Raw genomic sequence first — 15,979 nt, 5'->3', positions numbered from 1 at the left:
TATGAAGTATCCGTTTTTCCCCTATACGCAAGGAGATGTGGATGGCCGCCCCGGGGCAGGGTTTCGTCGCCGAACTGAAGGGAGCGGTCACCCCGCGCGCCGCGCTGCTCGTGATCGCCGTACTGCTGCTCCAACTCGGTTTCATCACCTCGTACGTCGGGGCGCTGCACCACCCGGCCCCGCACGACCTGTCGATCGCGGTGGTCGCCCCGCCGCAGGTCTCCCCCAAGTTCGTCCAGGCGCTGGAGTCGGTCCCGGACGACGCCGTCAAGGCCGTCACCGCCCCCGACGCCGAGACCGCCACCCGGCAGATCAAGGACCAGAAGATCTACGCCGCGCTGGTGGTGAACACCGCCGGCACCGAGGACGCCCTGCTGGTCGGCGGCGCCCGCGGCCCGTCCGCCGCCAAGGCCGCCGAGAGCATCACCACGGCGCTGGAGAAGTCCCAGAACCGCACGGTCAAGGTCGAGGACGTCGTGCCGCTCGCCAAGGGCGACACCAACGGCCTCTCCGGCTTCTACCTGGTCATCGGCTGGTGCGTCGGCGGCTACCTGGTCGCCTCGATCCTCGGCATCAGCGCCGGCTCCAAGCCCGCCAACGCCCAGCGGGCGACGATCCGGCTCGGCGTGCTGGCGCTGTACTCGATCGCGGCCGGCATCGGCGGCACGGTGATCGCCGGGCCCGTCCTGGACGCGCTGCCCGGCTCGATCCTGGGCCTGTCCGCCCTCGGCGCCCTGGTGGTGTTCACGGTCGGCGCGTTCACCATGGCGCTGCAGTGCCTGTTCGACATCGTCGGCATCGGCGTCGCGGTGCTGGTCTTCGTCGTGCTGGGCAACCCGAGCGCCGGCGGTGTCTACCCGCCGCCGATGATGCCGCCGTTCTGGCGGGCCATCGGCTCCTGGATCCCGAACGGTGCCGGCACCTCGGCCGCCCGCTCGATCGCCTACTTCGGCTCCACCAACCTGCTGCTGCCGATCGTGGTGCTGCTGGTCTGGGCGGTGCTCGGCGTCGCCGTCACCTTCCTGGCCGTCCTGCGCCGCCCGCGCACCGTCGGCCGCGAGCTGGTGGACCAGGCCTGAGCCTCCCGGCCCCGCCGTTCCGACCCCCACGCCCGTGCCCCGGCCCTCCCGGCCGGCGCACGGGCGTCGCCGTGCGCGGCCCGCACCCGCCCTGGGGTCGACTTCCGGCCAATCCGTCAGCCGGCCGCCAGCCTCCCCGGATCGGCGACGACGGCGCGCACCACGCCCACCGCGGCGCCCAGCAGCGGCCCGCGCCGGCCGAGCCGGGAGACCGCCAGCCGAGCGTCCGACCAGGGGCGCACCGTCACCCGGGCGGCCAGCTCGGTCTGCATCGCCGGCAGCAGCCAGGGCGCCAGCCGGGCGTAGCCCCCGCCGAGCACCACCCGCTCCGGGTCCAACAGGTTGACCGCCCCGGCGGCCGCGGTGCCGAGCGCCGTACCGGCCCCGGCCAGCGCCGCCAGCACCCTCTCCCGCCCGGCCTCGGCGCGCTCCGCGAGCAGCGCCACCCAGTCGCCGGGCAGCCCGGTCAGCCCGGCCGCCCGCAGCACCGCGGCCTCGCCGGCGTACTGCTCCAGGCAGCCGTTCGCGCCGCAGGCGCAGCGGGGGCCGTCCGGGTGGACCGGCAGGTGGCCGAACTCGCCCGCGTAGCCGCGCGCCCCGCGCAGCAGCCGCCCGCCGACCACGATCGCCGCACCGACGCCGGCCTCGGCGGAGACGTACAGGAAGTGCTCCGGCCCCTCCCCCAGCCAGCGCTCGGCGAGGCCGCCCAGATTGGCCTCGTTGTCCGCCTCCACCGGCAGTTCGGCGAGGTCCGCCGCGCCGGCCGCGCGCAGCTCGGGGCGCAGCCCCGCCGCCAGCGGCACGTCCTCCCAGCCCAGGTTGGCGGCCCGCTGGAGCACCCCGCCGGAGATGCCGACCAGCCCGGGGACGGCCAGCGTGATCCCGGCCGGTCGCAGGCCCGACTCGGCGACGGCCGAGCCGAGCAGCTCGGCGAGGTCGGCCATCACGGCGGCGGGCCGGCGGCCGCGGTTGCGGACCTCCCGGCGGCGCCAGGCCCGGACCTCGCCGCGCAGGTCGACCACGCAGGCCCCGAGGTGTTCGACGCCGATCTCGGCGCCGAGGCCGCCCGGCCCGAGCGGGTTGAGCCCGAGTGCGGTGCCGGGGCGGCCGACCTTCCCGCTGGGGGCGGCCGGTCCCGCCTCGACGACCAGGCCGGCGGCGATCAGCTGTTCGGCGAGCGAGGAGACGGCGGCCCTGGTCAGGCCGGTCTCGGCGGCCACCTCGGCGCGCGAGCGCGGGGCGAGCGCGATCACCCCGAGCACCAGGGCCAGGTTGGCGCGGCGCATCCCGCGCTGGCTGGCGGGCCCGGGCAGGACGCCCTCCGGCTCGCGCATCGCACTCGCGCTCATGCACCCACTCCCGCCTGCGTGCCGACGGGCGCCGCCGGGTCCGTCGCCGGGCTACGGCATGTCCGGTGGCATCCCGCGGGGCACCTCCGTTGCAGCGTAACCGGGTTCCGGGGGCGGCGTCCTGAGCAGGGCGGAGCCGGCCGTCGGGGCGGCGGCCGGGCCGGCAGCGGGGCGCGCGGCGGGCCGGGTGAAGACCCACCGGCGCATCGCCCAGTACCGGAACAGCATGGCGACGAAGGTCCCGAGGACCATCCCGCTGAGGAAGTCGGCGGCCTCCTGGGCGACCGGGCCCACGAAGGGCTCGCGCAGGTCCAGGACGTAGCGCGAGACCACCAGCGGCACGTCGTTCACCGCGATCGCCACCGCGCTGACCAGGAGGAACAGCAGCGCCTCGCGCCGGTGCCCGTCGGCCCGGAAGGACCAGCAGCGGTTCAGCACGTAGGAGACGGCGGTGCCGATCACCGTGGCGACGGTCAGCGCGACCACCGGCTTGTGCTCCAGCACGGTGGCCTTCAGCTGGACGTCGACCACCAGGGTGAGCACGAAGCAGAGGCCGCCGACCAGCAGGAACTTCACCAGCCTGCGGTGCCGGACCAGGAACGGCCGCAGCCGGACCGGCACCCGGGCCAGGGCGCGCTGCGTGGGGGACGGCATCTCCGCAGTCTCGCACGGGCGGTGCCGTCCCTCCCGTTCACTGCGCGGTGATCCGCGGGATCCCGGTGGTGGTGCCTGGTAGACCACCCCGCCGGGGGCGATGGACCCGACCGTCTGCAGCGTGTCGAAGAGGAACCCGGCGCCCAGGTAGGCGGTTCGGGTGACGTCACCGGTGCGCGGGTCGATCTCGGCGTAGTAGTAGGGGTCGAGGACCGAGGTGGCCGAGGCGCCGGGGGCGGCCGGGCGGATCACCGCGTCAGAGCGCGCGGTGACAGATCGCGGAGCAGGCGTACGCCAGGTCGCCTACTGACATTTTGTTGCACAATGCCCGGAGGGGCGCGGGGCCGCCGATCCGGCCCCGCGCCCCTCCGGGTGACCGCCCGTCAGGCGGCGACCAGCACCTCCGCCGGCTCCAGCGCCAGCTCCAGCACCTCGCGCACGTCCGCCACCGGGTGGACGGTGAGCCGCTCCAGCACCTCGGCCGGGACGTCGTCCAGGTCGGCCTCGTTGCGCTTGGGGATGATCACCGTGGTGACCCCGGCCCGGTCGGCGGCGAGCAGCTTCTGCTTCACCCCGCCGATCGGCAGCACCCGGCCGGTCAGCGACACCTCGCCGGTCATCGCCACGTCGGTGCGCACCCGGCGCCCCGACAGCAGCGAGGCCAGCGCCGTGGTCATGGTGATGCCGGCGCTCGGCCCGTCCTTGGGGACGGCCCCGGCCGGGACGTGCAGGTGCACGCCGCGGTCCCGCAGCGAGGTGACCGGCAGCTCCAGCTCGGCGCCGCGCGAGCGCAGGAAGGAGAGCGCGATGTGCGCGGACTCCTTCATCACGTCGCCCAGCTGCCCGGTGAGGGTGAGGCCCGTCCCGCCGGTCTCGGAGTCGGCGAGCGAGGCCTCGATGTAGAGGACGTCGCCGCCCGCGCCGGTCACCGCGAGGCCGGTGGCCACGCCGGGCACGGCGGTGCGCCGCTCGGCCGGCTCCTGCGCGGCCTCCGGCACGTGGTGCGGGCGGCCGATCAGGGCGCGCAGGTCGTCCGCGCCGATGGTGACGGGCAGCTCGCGCTCGCCGAGCTCGGTCTGCGCGGCGATCCTGCGCAGCACCCGGGCGATCGAACGCTCCAGGGTCCGCACCCCGGCCTCCCGGGTGTACTCACCGGCCAGCCGGCGCAGCGCCGGCTCGTCGACGGAGACCAGGCCGTCGCCCAGTCCGGCCTTCTCCAGCTGGCGCGGGAGCAGGTGGTCGCGGGCGATGAGGACCTTCTCGTCCTCGGTGTAGCCGTCCAGCCGGACGAGCTCCATCCGGTCGAGCAGCGGCTCGGGGATGGCCTCCAGCACGTTGGCGGTGGCGAGGAAGACCACGTCGGAGAGGTCGAGCTCGACCTCCAGGTAGTGGTCCCGGAAGGTGTGGTTCTGCGCCGGGTCCAGCACCTCCAGCAGGGCGGCGGCCGGGTCCCCGCGGTAGTCGGAGCCGACCTTGTCGATCTCGTCGAGCAGGACGACCGGGTTCATCGAGCCGGCCTCCTTGATCGCCCGCACCAGCCGGCCGGGCTGCGCGCCGACGTAGGTGCGCCGGTGGCCGCGGATCTCGGCCTCGTCCCGGACGCCGCCGAGGGCGACCCGGACGAAGCTGCGGCCCATGGCGCGGGCCACCGACTCGCCGAGCGAGGTCTTGCCCACCCCGGGCGGGCCGACCAGCGCCAGCACCGCTCCGCCGCGCCGCCCGCCGACGAGTCCGAGCCCCTGGTCGGCGCGGCGCTTGCGCACCGCGAGGTACTCGACGATGCGGTCCTTCACGTCCGCCAGGCCCGCGTGGTCGGCGTCCAGCACCGCGCGGGCGCCGGCGATGTCGTAGGTGTCCTCGCTGCGCTCGTTCCAGGGCAGTTCCAGGACGGTGTCCAGCCAGGTGCGGATCCAGGAGCCCTCGGGCGACTGGTCGGAGGCGCGTTCGAGCTTGTCCACCTCCTTGAGCGCGGCCTCGCGGACCTTCTCGGGCAGGTCGGCGGCCTCGACCCGGGCCCGGTAGTCGCCCTCCTCGTCGGCCGGGTCACCGTTCAGCTCGGCCAGTTCCTTGCGGACGGCCTCCAGCTGGCGGCGGAGCAGGAACTCCTTCTGCTGCTTGGCCACGCCCTCCTCGACGTCCTTGCGGATGGTGTCGTTGACCTCCTCCTCGGCGAGGTGGTCGCGCAGCAGGGTCAGCGCGTACTCCAGGCGGGCGACCTGATCGGCCTCCAGCAGCACCTTGAGCTTCTGCTCGGCGGTGACGAAGGACGCGTAGCCGATGTTGTCGGCGAGCTCGCCGACGCCCTCGATCTGCGCCACCCGGTCGACGATCTGCCAGGCGCCGCGCCGGCGCAGCCACTGGGTGGACAGCGCCTTGTACTCCTTGACCAGCTCGGCGGCCCGGCCGGCGACGGGGGTGCCCACCGAGGACTCCCGGAACGGCGTGGTCTCCACCCAGAGGGCGGCGCCGGGGCCGGTGGTGCCGACCCCGATCCGGACCCGGCGCACGGCGCGGACCAGCGCGGCCGGATCGCCGTCGGCCAGCCGGCCGACCTGTTCCACGGTGGCCAGCGTGCCGACCGCCGCGTACGAGCCGTCCACCCGCGGGACGAGCAGGACCTGCGGCTTGCCGGCGCCGGTGGCCGCGGCGCGGGCGGCCTCGACGGCGGCGCGCACCTCGGTGTCCTTCAGGTCCAGCGGGACGACCATGCCCGGCAGGACGACCTCGTCGTCGAGCGGCAGCACGGGCAGGGTGAGCGGTGTGGACGTGGATGCCATGATCTCTCCCCAGTCAGTGAAGTTGAGCCGACCTGACTAAGGCTCGGCGGACGCCGGATGTTCCCGGCGTCTTGTTCGCCATGAGCGAACACCGTGGGGCCGCGCGGGGTCCGTCAAAACCCGTCCGGAAGATGCACCCGAAGGTGTCAGCGGGCGTCCAGGACCCGGGCGCCACCCGTCGCGGGCGCACCGCCGGCCACCGCCTCGGCCCGGCGCGGGGCCGGCCCGGGCCGGCTCGCCCGGACGCGCCGCGCCCAGCGCCACAGCGCCACGCCGGTCAGTACCGCCGCCGGGTGGCCCACCGCGGTGACCACGTCCCGCTCGGTGAGGATCTGCTCGGCGATCAGCAGCCCGGCGCCGCCGAGCGCGACCACCCGCCCGCGCAGCGGCAGCAGCCCGGCCACCGCGCCCAGGCAGGCGAGCACGCCGTAGCTGACGCCGATGTCCAGGTAGTCCAGCGCCCCGGGCTCCATCCGCCCCGTCTCCACCGCCGCGATCACCACGCCCTGGGAGAGCAGGGTGGCGACGACGTGGCCGGTCGCGAACACCGCGGCCGCGCGGGCGGGGCCGATCCGCCGCTCCAGCGGCGCGAGGGTGACGGCGAATCCCCACAGGTAGGGCATCCACACGTCACCGGCCACCCAGAAACCACTCAGCAGCAGAGCGCGCAGGGGATGCTGCAGGAGGTTGTGGCCGTCGGAGCTGGAAGCCTCCTGCAACCGCTGCACGAGTTCCGGATCGGCGAGCTTGGCGAACGTGGTGGTGGCACCGACCACGGCGAGGTAGCCGAGGGTGAAAGGGGTGCGCCGGGGCGTCGGCACCAGGGCGAGCAGCCGGTCGACGGCGCTCGCGCGCAGGCCGAACCGGAGCATCCCGTACGGCACGCCCGTCGGCGGCGGCCCGACCCGTCCGGCCCCGCGCCGCACTCCAGCCATGACGCCTCCCGCTCCACACCCGCAGCCACCGGCCCGTCACAGGTGCCCAACGTACCGGCGCGCGCGGTGAATCCCGCCCGGCAGGGTGTTGTCGTGGCCACGTTACGTCGGGGTCCTGAGAGGCAGCTGGGAATTGTCCGTGAAGACCATCGGTAAACCGGCCGACCGGATTTCCCGGCATTGGTCCAGACCTACTTCCGATTAACGCGTCAGTAGGCCCTCTGACCGGCGACTTGGCGTCAACTCGACTGCATACGTACCGTTACGCAGTGAAAATTCGGCGGGTAAGGTATCGGCCCGTGCCCACTCGTGCAGTGGGTTCAGAGGGCGGCGGACAGCCGGCCCACGGGCCGGAAACGTCCGGTCCGCCTGCCGGGAAGCACCCACTGTCCGTACGCTGCGAGGTGCGCGGGAGCGGGTGGGTGGCCTACAGTCCGTCCTCCGATCCGAGCGCGACGGGACGGCGGACCCGGCACAGTCCACGACGGAACAAGACTACGAGCGGAGCCCCGCCATCCCCACAGGTGGCCGGCCCGCAGCCCTGGGGGCGGTGGCGTGACCGTGACAGAACTTCAGCAGGACCACAACAACAGCGGCGGCACGGTGAGCAGCCAGCGCAGAGTGCTGGTGGTGGAGGACGAGCCCACGATCGCGGAGTCGATCGCGGCCCGCTTGGGCGCGGAGGGCTTCAAGGTCGCCGTGGCCCACGACGGACCGGGAGCGGTCGACGGCTTCCACACCTGGCAGCCCGACCTGGTCGTCCTCGACATCATGCTGCCCGGATTCGACGGCCTCGAGGTGTGCCGCCGGATCCAGGCGCAGCGCCCGGTGCCGGTGCTGATGCTGACCGCGCGCGACGACGAGACGGACCTGCTGGTCGGCCTCGGCGTGGGCGCGGACGACTACATGACGAAACCCTTCTCGATGCGCGAACTGGCCGCCCGGGTCAACGTGCTGCTGCGCCGCGTCGAGCGCGCCCAGCAGGCTGCCCGCACGCCCGCGCTCGGCTCGCTGCGCTTCGGCGAGCTGGAGATCGACCACGTGCAGCGCCGGGTCCGGCTGGCCTCGGGGGACGTCCACCTGACGCCCACCGAGTTCGACCTGCTCGCCTGCCTGGCCGCCCAGCCGCGCGCGGTGCTGACCCGCGAGCAGTTGCTGGCCGAGGTCTGGGACTGGACCGACGCGTCCGGCACCCGCACCGTGGACAGCCACGTGAAGGCCCTGCGCCGGAAGATCGGCGCGAGCTGGATCCGCACCGTCCACGGCGTCGGGTACGCGCTGGAGGCCCCGCTCTCCTAGCGGCGCCTCGGGCGACGGGCCTCCGGGGGGCCCGTGTCCCGGACCGCCGCGCAGGCACGCGCGGGACGTACGCGGGGATCACAGGAAAAACCAATGACCTTTCCGCAGCAACGCAACAACGGGGACACCGACGGCACGCGGCCACAGACGCTGGCCGTCCGCGCCGCCCGCCGGGTCTGGGCCGACATCCGGCCGCTCGACCCGGTCCGCTCGATCAAGGGCAAACTCGCCCTGCTGGTGATCGTCTCCGTCTTCCTGGCCACCGGCATGGTGGTCGTGGCGATCCGGTCCGAGACCCAGATCCGGATCATCATGGTCTTCTCCATGATCGCCTCGCTGCTCTTCATGCAGTTCCTCGCGCACGGGCTGACCGCCCCCCTGCGCGAGATGACGGCCGCCGCCCGCGCGATGGCCTCCGGCGACTACAGCCGCCGGGTCGAGGTCAACTCGCGCGACGAGATCGGCGAGCTGGCGGCCGCCTTCAACCAGATGGCGGCCGACCTGGGCGCCGCCGACCGGCACCGTCGCGAGCTGGTCGCCAACGTCTCGCACGAGCTGCGCACGCCGATCGCCGCGTTGCGCGCCGTGCTGGAGAACGTGGTGGACGGCGTCGTCCAGCCCAATCCGGCGACCCTCGGGGCCGCCCTGGAGCAGACCGAGCGGCTCGGCCGCCTGGTCACCCACCTGCTGGACCTCTCCAAGATCGACGACGGCGTGGTCGACCTGGACGCCCGCCCCTTCGAGGTGCGCGAGTTCCTGGACGGCGTGCTGCGCGGGGTCACCGTGGACGGCGCGACGGCCGGCGGGGCGTTCTCCCGGCGCGGCGACGTCCGGCTGGCCCTGGAGGTCAGCCCGACCGGCCTGACCGGCGTGGCGGACCCGGAACGGCTCCACCAGGTGGTCGCCAACCTGGTCGACAACGCCTGCAAGCACTCCCCGCCCGGCGGCACCGTCACGGTGCGCGCGCGGCCCGACGGCGAGCCCGGCGGCCTGCTGCTGGAGGTCGAGGACGAGGGCCCGGGCATCCCGCCGGCCGACCGCAGCCGGGTGTTCGAGCGGTTCAGCCGCAGCGGCACCGCGACCGCCCAGGGGCCCGGTTCGGACGGCGGCACCGGCCTCGGGCTGGCCATCGCCCGGTGGGCGGTGGACCTGCACGGCGGGCGGATCGCGGTCGCCGAGTCGCCGCGCGGCTGCCGGATCGAGGTCCGGCTGCCGGGGCAGCGCTGAGCCGGGCCGCTTCGTCGGATCCTCCAGCGCCCCGACGGGGGCGGTTGTGTCACAGAAGCGACACAGACGTACACGAAGATCGTTCGATGATCCGAACAGAGGTTTGTCCGGTTTCGTCCGGGTATGACTCCCGCACGGGGCAGTCAGTTCCCCTCAGATATGGCTTTCTAACGCACATTTTCAGCCAATCTGCAGGTCAGGACTGTGATCTGGGCGACGCCTGAGCCCCGGGGACTGCGCGATCACCGGTCAGGGGCGTAGCCTTAATCCCCGCTGTCCAAACATCCCAAAAGGAAGCGGAAGAGGGCGGTTGCCGCCGTGTCGCCACAGTCCCCTGAAACCCCCAATAGCTCGGCAAGCTCCACTGGCTTCGGCCCCAATGAGTGGCTCGTCGATGAGATCTACCAGCAGTACCTCCAGGACCCGAACTCGGTCGACCGAGCCTGGTGGGACTTTTTCGCCGACTACAAGCCCGGTACCGAGGTGACCCCAGTGACCCAGGCCGCGACCCAGGCCGGCCCCACGCCGACCCCTGCCGCTGCCCCCGCGCCCGCTGCTGCCGCACCGGCCGCACCCGCCGCCGCTCCGGCCGCGCCGGCCCCGGCCCCCGTGCCGCTCGCCGCGGCCCCCGCCGCGCCGCCGGCCCCCAAGGCCGCCCCGGCCGCGCCCGCCGCGGCCGCGCCGGCCGGCCCCGAGCTCGTCCAGCTGCGCGGCCCGGCGAAGGCCGTCGCCACCAACATGGACGCCTCGCTGGAGGTGCCGACCGCGACCTCGGTCCGCGCGGTGCCCGCGAAGCTGTTGATCGACAACCGCATCGTCATCAACAACCACCTGCAGCGCGCCCGCGGCGGCAAGGTCTCCTTCACCCACCTGATCGGCTACGCCCTGGTCCAGGCCATCAAGGCCAGCCCGGGGATGAACCACAGCTACAAGGTGGAGGACGGCAAGGCCTACCTGGTCAAGCCCGAGCACATCAACCTCGGCCTGGCCATCGACCTGGTCAAGCCGAACGGCGACCGCCAGCTCGTCGTCGCGGCCATCAAGAAGGCCGAGACCCTCGACTTCTTCGGCTTCTGGCAGGCCTACGAGGACATCGTCCGCCGGGCCCGCGCCAACAAGCTGACCATGGACGACTTCACCGGCGTCACGGTCTCGCTGACCAACCCCGGCGGCATCGGCACCGTGCACTCCGTGCCGCGCCTGATGCAGAACCAGGGCACCATCGTCGGCGTCGGCGCCATGGAGTACCCGGCCGAGTTCCAGGGCTCCGCCCCGGAGACCCTGGCCCGCCTCGGCGTCTCCAAGATCATGACGCTGACCTCGACCTACGACCACCGCGTCATCCAGGGTGCGGCGTCCGGCGAGTTCCTGCGCGAGATCCACCGCCTGCTGCTCGGCGAGAACGGCTTCTACGACGAGATCTTCGAGTCGCTGCGGATCCCGTACGAGCCCGTCCGCTGGGCCACCGACGTCGCCACCACCCACGACGACGAGGTCAACAAGACCGCGCGCGTCATGGAGCTGATCCACTCCTACCGGGTCCGCGGCCACCTCATGGCCGACACCGACCCGCTGGAGTACAAGCAGCGCAAGCACCCCGACCTGGACGTCGTCCAGCACGGCCTCACCCTGTGGGACCTGGAGCGCGAGTTCGCGGTCGGCGGCTTCGGCGGCCAGAAGATGATGAAGCTCCGCGACATCCTCGGCCTGCTGCGCAACACCTACTGCCGCACGGTCGGCATCGAGTACATGCACATCCAGGACCCGAAGCAGCGCAAGTGGCTGCAGGACCGCCTGGAGAAGCCGTACGCCAAGCCCGAGCGCGAGGAGCAGCTGCGGATCCTCCGCCGCCTGAACTCCGCCGAGGCCTTCGAGACCTTCCTGCAGACGAAGTACGTCGGGCAGAAGCGCTTCTCCCTGGAGGGCGGTGAGTCGCTGATCGCGCTGCTGGACGCGACCATCGACGCCGCCGCCGAGCACCGCCTCGACGAGGCCGTCATCGGCATGGCCCACCGCGGCCGCCTCAACGTGCTGGCCAACATCGTCGGCAAGCCGTACGGCAAGATCTTCGGCGAGTTCGAGGGCAACCTCGACCCGAAGTCGATGCACGGCTCCGGCGACGTCAAGTACCACCTGGGCGCCGAGGGCACCTTCACCGGCCTGGACGGCGAGACCATCAAGGTCTCGCTCGCCGCGAACCCCTCCCACCTGGAGGCCGTGGACCCGGTCGTCGAGGGTATCGCCCGCGCCAAGCAGGACATCCTGGACCAGGGCGGCACCACCTTCCCGGTGCTGCCGATCCAGATCCACGGCGACGCGGCCTTCGCCGGCCAGGGCGTCGTCGCGGAGACCCTGAACATGTCGCAGCTGCGCGGCTACCGCACCGGCGGCACCGTGCACGTCGTGGTGAACAACCAGGTCGGCTTCACCGCCGCCCCGGCGTCCTCGCGCTCCTCGATGTACTGCACCGACGTGGCCCGCATGATCGAGGCCCCGATCTTCCACGTGAACGGCGACGACCCGGAGGCCGTGGTCCGCGTCGCGCGGCTCGCCTTCGAGTTCCGCCAGGAGTTCCACAAGGACGTGGTGATCGACCTCATCTGCTACCGCCGCCGCGGTCACAACGAGGCCGACAACCCGTCGTTCACCCAGCCGCTGATGTACGACCTGATCGACAAGAAGCGCTCGGTGCGCAAGCTGTACACCGAGGGCCTGATCGGTCGCGGCGACATCACCATGGAAGAGGCGGAGCAGGCGCTCCAGGACTTCCAGGGCCAGCTGGAGAAGGTCTTCGCCGAGGTCCGCGACGCGGCCCAGGCGCCGGCCGGCACCACCAACGGCAAGCCCGTCGCCGACTTCCCGGTCAACATCCAGACCGGCATCTCCCAGGAGATGGTCAAGCGGATCGCCGCCTCCCAGGTCAACCTGCCGGACTGGCTGACCGTCCACCCGCGCCTGCTGCCGCAGCTGCAGCGCCGCGCCAGCTCGGTCGAGGACAACACCATCGACTGGGCGACGGGCGAGACCCTCGCCATCGGCTCGCTGCTCATGGAGGGCCACCCGGTCCGCCTGGCCGGCCAGGACAGCCGCCGCGGCACCTTCGGCCAGCGGCACGCCGTCCTGATCGACCGCAAGACCGGCGAGGACTACACCCCGCTGCAGTACCTCACCGAGGACCAGGCCCGCTACACCGTCTACGACAGCCTGCTGTCGGAGTACGCGGCCATGGGCTTCGAGTACGGCTACTCGCTGACCCGCCCGAACGCGCTGGTCATGTGGGAGGCGCAGTTCGGCGACTTCGTCAACGGCGCGCAGACCATGGTGGACGAGTACATCGCCTCCGCCGAGCAGAAGTGGGGCCAGCACTCCGGCGTCACCCTGCTGCTGCCGCACGGCTACGAGGGCCAGGGCCCGGACCACTCGTCCGCCCGCCCGGAGCGCTTCCTGCAGCTGTGCGCGCAGAACAACATGACGGTCGCCATGCCGACCCTGCCGTCGAACTACTTCCACCTGCTGCGCTGGCAGGCGCACAACCCGCACCACAAGCCGCTGGTCGTCTTCACCCCGAAGTCGATGCTGCGTCTCAAGGCCGCGGCGAGTGCCACCGAGGAGTTCCTGTCCGGCTCGTTCCGCCCGGTCATCGGCGACACCACCGTCGACCCGGCGCAGGTCCGCAAGGTCGTCATCACGGCCGGCAAGTTCTACTACGACCTGGAGGCGGCCCGCACCGAGCGCGGCGTCACCGACACCGCGATCGTCCGGGTCGAGCGGCTCTACCCGCTGCCGGTGGCCGAGCTCCAGGAGGAGCTGGCCCGCTACGGCGACGACGTCCAGTTCGTCTGGGCGCAGGAGGAGCCGGACAACCAGGGTGCCTGGCCGTTCATCGCGATGAACCTGGTCGACCACCTGCAGGTCGTCATCGGCCGCAGCGCCGGCGGCTCCCGCCTGCGCCGCGTCGCCCGCACGACGGCCTCGTCCCCGGCGGTCGGCTCGGCCAAGCGGCACGCCGCCGAGCAGCAGGCCCTGATCGAAGAGGTCTACTCGCTCTGAGCGACCGGTCGAGGCCCTGACGCCTGACGCCCGCGGCCCCCGCCCTCCCCACCGGAGGACGGGGGCCGCGGGCGTTCCCGGCTGCCCCGGGTTCACGGTGGTGCCATGTCAAGGTCGCAGCTCTGCAACCAATCCGGGGCCTCGCTGCACGCCCACCTGACGGATCGATAGGTTATGCCTCGCCGGTCCGCCGCCCGGGCGCCCGTCCGCGCCCCCGGCACCGGCCGTACGACCTCACCGCACTCCCAGGGGGATCACCACATGACCGCCGACACGCCGCGGGACGCCAGCAAGCTCCCGCCGGTCTTCCAGCCCCTCCTCCCCGACGACCCCCGGGAGGTCGGCGGCTACCGGCTGTTCGCCCGGCTCGGCGCCGGCGGCATGGGCCGGGTCTACCTGTCCTACACGCCGGGCGGGCGCCCGGTCGCGCTCAAGGTGGTCCGCCCGGAGTTCGCCGAGGACGGCGAGTTCCGCCGCCGCTTCGCGCAGGAGGTCAGCAACGCGCAGCGGATCCACGGCCTCTACACCGCGCAGGTGATCGACTCCGGCGGGCTGGACTCGGACGCCCCCTGGCTGGTCACCGCCTACGTCCCGGGCCCGTCCCTGCAGCAGGTGGTCCGGGAGAACGGCGCGCTGCCGGTCCGCACCGTGCTGCTGCTGATGGGCGGCATCGCCGAGGCGCTGCAGGCGATCCACAGCGTCGAGGTGGTCCACCGCGACCTCAAGCCCGCCAACGTGCTGGTCGCCGGCGACGGCCCGCGGGTGATCGACTTCGGCATCGCCCGGGCCGCCGACGCCACCGCGCTGACCGGTACCGGCTACCGGATCGGCTCCCCCGCCTTCATGTCCCCCGAGCAGGCCCAGGGCCGCGCGGTGACCCCCGCCACCGACGTCTTCGCGCTCGGCGCGCTGGCCGCGTACGTGGCCGGCGGCACCGCGCCCTTCGGCGACGGCCCGGACACCGCGGTGCTCTACCGGGTGGTGCACGAGGAGGCCGACCTGTCGGGCGTCCCCGCGGACCTGCGCGAGCTGGTCCAGCGCTGCCTGGCGAAGTCCCCGGAGGACCGCCCGACGCCCGCCGAGATCATCCAGGTCGCCCGCAACCACCCGGAGGTCGGCGGCCAGCTCCGGTTCGGCGACGACTGGCTGCCGCGGCAGGTCAACACCGAGATCACCCGCCGCTCGGACCTCCCGAAGACCCCGCCCACCCCGCTGCCGGCCGCGCCCGCCACCCCGCCGCCCGCACCGGCCGCGGCGCCCACCGCGCCCCCGCCGCCGCTCGGCGCGCCGACCCACCCGGCGACCGCGCTGACCTTGACCCCGCCGCCCTCGCCGCAGCAGCCGGCCGGCCCGCCGCCGGGCTTCGCGCCGCCCCCGCTCGGGGCTTACGGCGCCCCGCAGCAGCCCACCGAGACGCCGACCGCCCCGGTGCTGTCCGCGCCGCCCACCGTGCAGCTGCGCCAGGAGCCCGCGGGCCACGACACCCCGCCGCCCGCGCCCGCCTTCACGGACCCGCCGGCCGCCGAGCCGGAGCCCGCACCCCGGCGCAAGGGCGGGGTGTCCTGGAAGGTGCTGCTCACCGTCGCCCTGGTGATGGCGGTCGGCGGCACGGCGGGCGGCGTGGTGCTGATGAAGAAGCTGGACGACGGCAAGAAGAAGGACTCCGCCGCGACCGCCTCCCAGCAGCCCCCGGCCCAGCCCGCTCCCCAGCCGGCCACCACCGGCGGCACCTCCCCGAGCGCCGCCGCGGGCACCGGGTCGAGCACCGGGTCGGGCGCCACCGCCTCCAGCGCGCCGGTGACGGCCGCCCCCTCGAAGTCCGCCCAGGGCACCGTCTCGGCCCCGGCCCGGCCGGCCGGCTACACCCCGATGCTCGACAAGAAGTCGCTGGCCATCCCCGGCGCCGACTACTCCTCCGACGCCTACCGGATCGACCTGGACTCGGGCACCGTGGTGCCGCGCTCCAACGACCTGAAGTGGGGGCTCGGGGTCACCAACGTCGGCGGCGGCAGCAGCAAGGCCAACGCCTTCACCAGCTACGGCGACAACCGTTCGGACTTCGCGGTGATCACCGAGTCCTCGGTGACCGCCGAGCAGTGCGCCGCCGCGATCGACTCCCGGCCGGACACCGACCTCTCCTACAACCGGGTCGCCCCCGGCCGCCTGCTCTGCGTCCGCGACCGGGTCACCCGGAACATCGCCGTCGCCGCGATCGAGACCGCGGACCCGACCACCGGAGCCGCCAAGCTCACCGTCAGCACCTGGCGGGCCAGCTGACCCGGACTATCCTGACCGGGTCAATCCCCATCTGACCGGAGCGAACCGTGTACTTCACCGACCGCGGCATCGAGGAGCTGCAGAACCGGCGCGGCGACGAGGAGGTCACCTTCGAGTGGCTGGCCGAGCGCCTGCGCGAGTTCGTCGACCTCAACCCGGACTTCGAGATCCCGGTCGAGCGGCTGGCCACCTGGCTGGCCCGGCTCGACGACGAGGACGACGACTGACCGGCTGACGCGACGACCCGGTGGCCGGAGCCGAGAGGCCCGGGAGGCAACCGCCTCCCGGGCCTCCGGCGTTCCCGCCCGGGGTCCGCCCGGCGGCTCCCTGCC

Annotated in this window: 10 protein-coding genes; 6 read left to right on the top strand and 4 right to left on the bottom strand. The window is 73.3% G+C overall.

What is annotated here, in order from left to right:
- Window positions 1-41: 41 nt before the first annotated feature.
- Window positions 42-1,079, top strand: a complete 1,038-nt coding sequence (locus AB0N04_RS06765) for an ABC transporter permease (protein WP_360204495.1) — start codon at window positions 42-44, stop codon at window positions 1,077-1,079.
- 116 nt (window positions 1,080-1,195) lie between these two features.
- On the opposite strand, the gene AB0N04_RS06760 is transcribed toward AB0N04_RS06765, so the two are convergent.
- From AB0N04_RS06760 to AB0N04_RS06745, 4 genes are all read right to left on the bottom strand, one after another.
- A complete protein-coding gene (locus AB0N04_RS06760; protein WP_360204493.1) occupies window positions 1,196-2,428 on the bottom strand; it encodes an ROK family transcriptional regulator in 1,233 nt (410 codons plus the stop codon).
- A 51-nt stretch (window positions 2,429-2,479) separates the two neighbouring features.
- Entirely contained in the window at window positions 2,480-3,334 is an 855-nt protein-coding gene (locus AB0N04_RS06755) for a GtrA family protein (protein ID WP_360204491.1), read from the bottom strand.
- A gap of 131 nt (window positions 3,335-3,465) precedes the next feature.
- The gene (lon, locus tag AB0N04_RS06750) at window positions 3,466-5,859 is read right to left on the bottom strand and encodes an endopeptidase La (RefSeq protein WP_360204488.1); all 2,394 of its coding nucleotides are present in this window, start codon (window positions 5,857-5,859) and stop codon (window positions 3,466-3,468) included.
- A 146-nt stretch (window positions 5,860-6,005) separates the two neighbouring features.
- A complete protein-coding gene (locus AB0N04_RS06745) occupies window positions 6,006-6,794 on the bottom strand; it encodes a rhomboid-like protein (protein ID WP_360204486.1) in 789 nt (262 codons plus the stop codon).
- A 561-nt stretch (window positions 6,795-7,355) separates the two neighbouring features.
- Between AB0N04_RS06745 and AB0N04_RS06740 the strand changes: the two genes are divergently transcribed.
- The 5 genes from AB0N04_RS06740 to AB0N04_RS06720 all read left to right on the top strand — a co-directional run bounded on the left by AB0N04_RS06740 (window position 7,356) and on the right by AB0N04_RS06720 (window position 15,874).
- Complete coding sequence (locus AB0N04_RS06740; RefSeq protein WP_360204484.1) at window positions 7,356-8,093, top strand: response regulator transcription factor; 738 nt, start codon at window positions 7,356-7,358, stop codon at window positions 8,091-8,093.
- A 93-nt stretch (window positions 8,094-8,186) separates the two neighbouring features.
- A complete protein-coding gene (locus AB0N04_RS06735) occupies window positions 8,187-9,320 on the top strand; it encodes a HAMP domain-containing sensor histidine kinase (protein WP_360204482.1) in 1,134 nt (377 codons plus the stop codon).
- 318 nt (window positions 9,321-9,638) lie between these two features.
- Complete coding sequence (locus AB0N04_RS06730) at window positions 9,639-13,370, top strand: multifunctional oxoglutarate decarboxylase/oxoglutarate dehydrogenase thiamine pyrophosphate-binding subunit/dihydrolipoyllysine-residue succinyltransferase subunit (RefSeq protein ID WP_360204479.1); 3,732 nt, start codon at window positions 9,639-9,641, stop codon at window positions 13,368-13,370.
- Window positions 13,371-13,631: 261 nt separating this feature from the next.
- Window positions 13,632-15,647 (top strand): serine/threonine-protein kinase, encoded by a 2,016-nt coding sequence (locus AB0N04_RS06725; protein WP_360204477.1) that lies wholly within the window; start codon window positions 13,632-13,634, stop codon window positions 15,645-15,647.
- A gap of 47 nt (window positions 15,648-15,694) precedes the next feature.
- Window positions 15,695-15,874: a DUF6104 family protein gene (locus tag AB0N04_RS06720; RefSeq protein ID WP_360204474.1), complete on the top strand. Its 180-nt coding sequence runs from the start codon at window positions 15,695-15,697 to the stop codon at window positions 15,872-15,874.
- The last annotated feature ends 105 nt before the right edge of the window (window positions 15,875-15,979 follow it).

The organism is Kitasatospora sp. NPDC051702, from assembly GCF_040681575.1.
GTDB lineage: Bacteria > Actinomycetota > Actinomycetes > Streptomycetales > Streptomycetaceae > Kitasatospora.
This window is presented reverse-complemented; position numbering and strand designations above follow the sequence as displayed.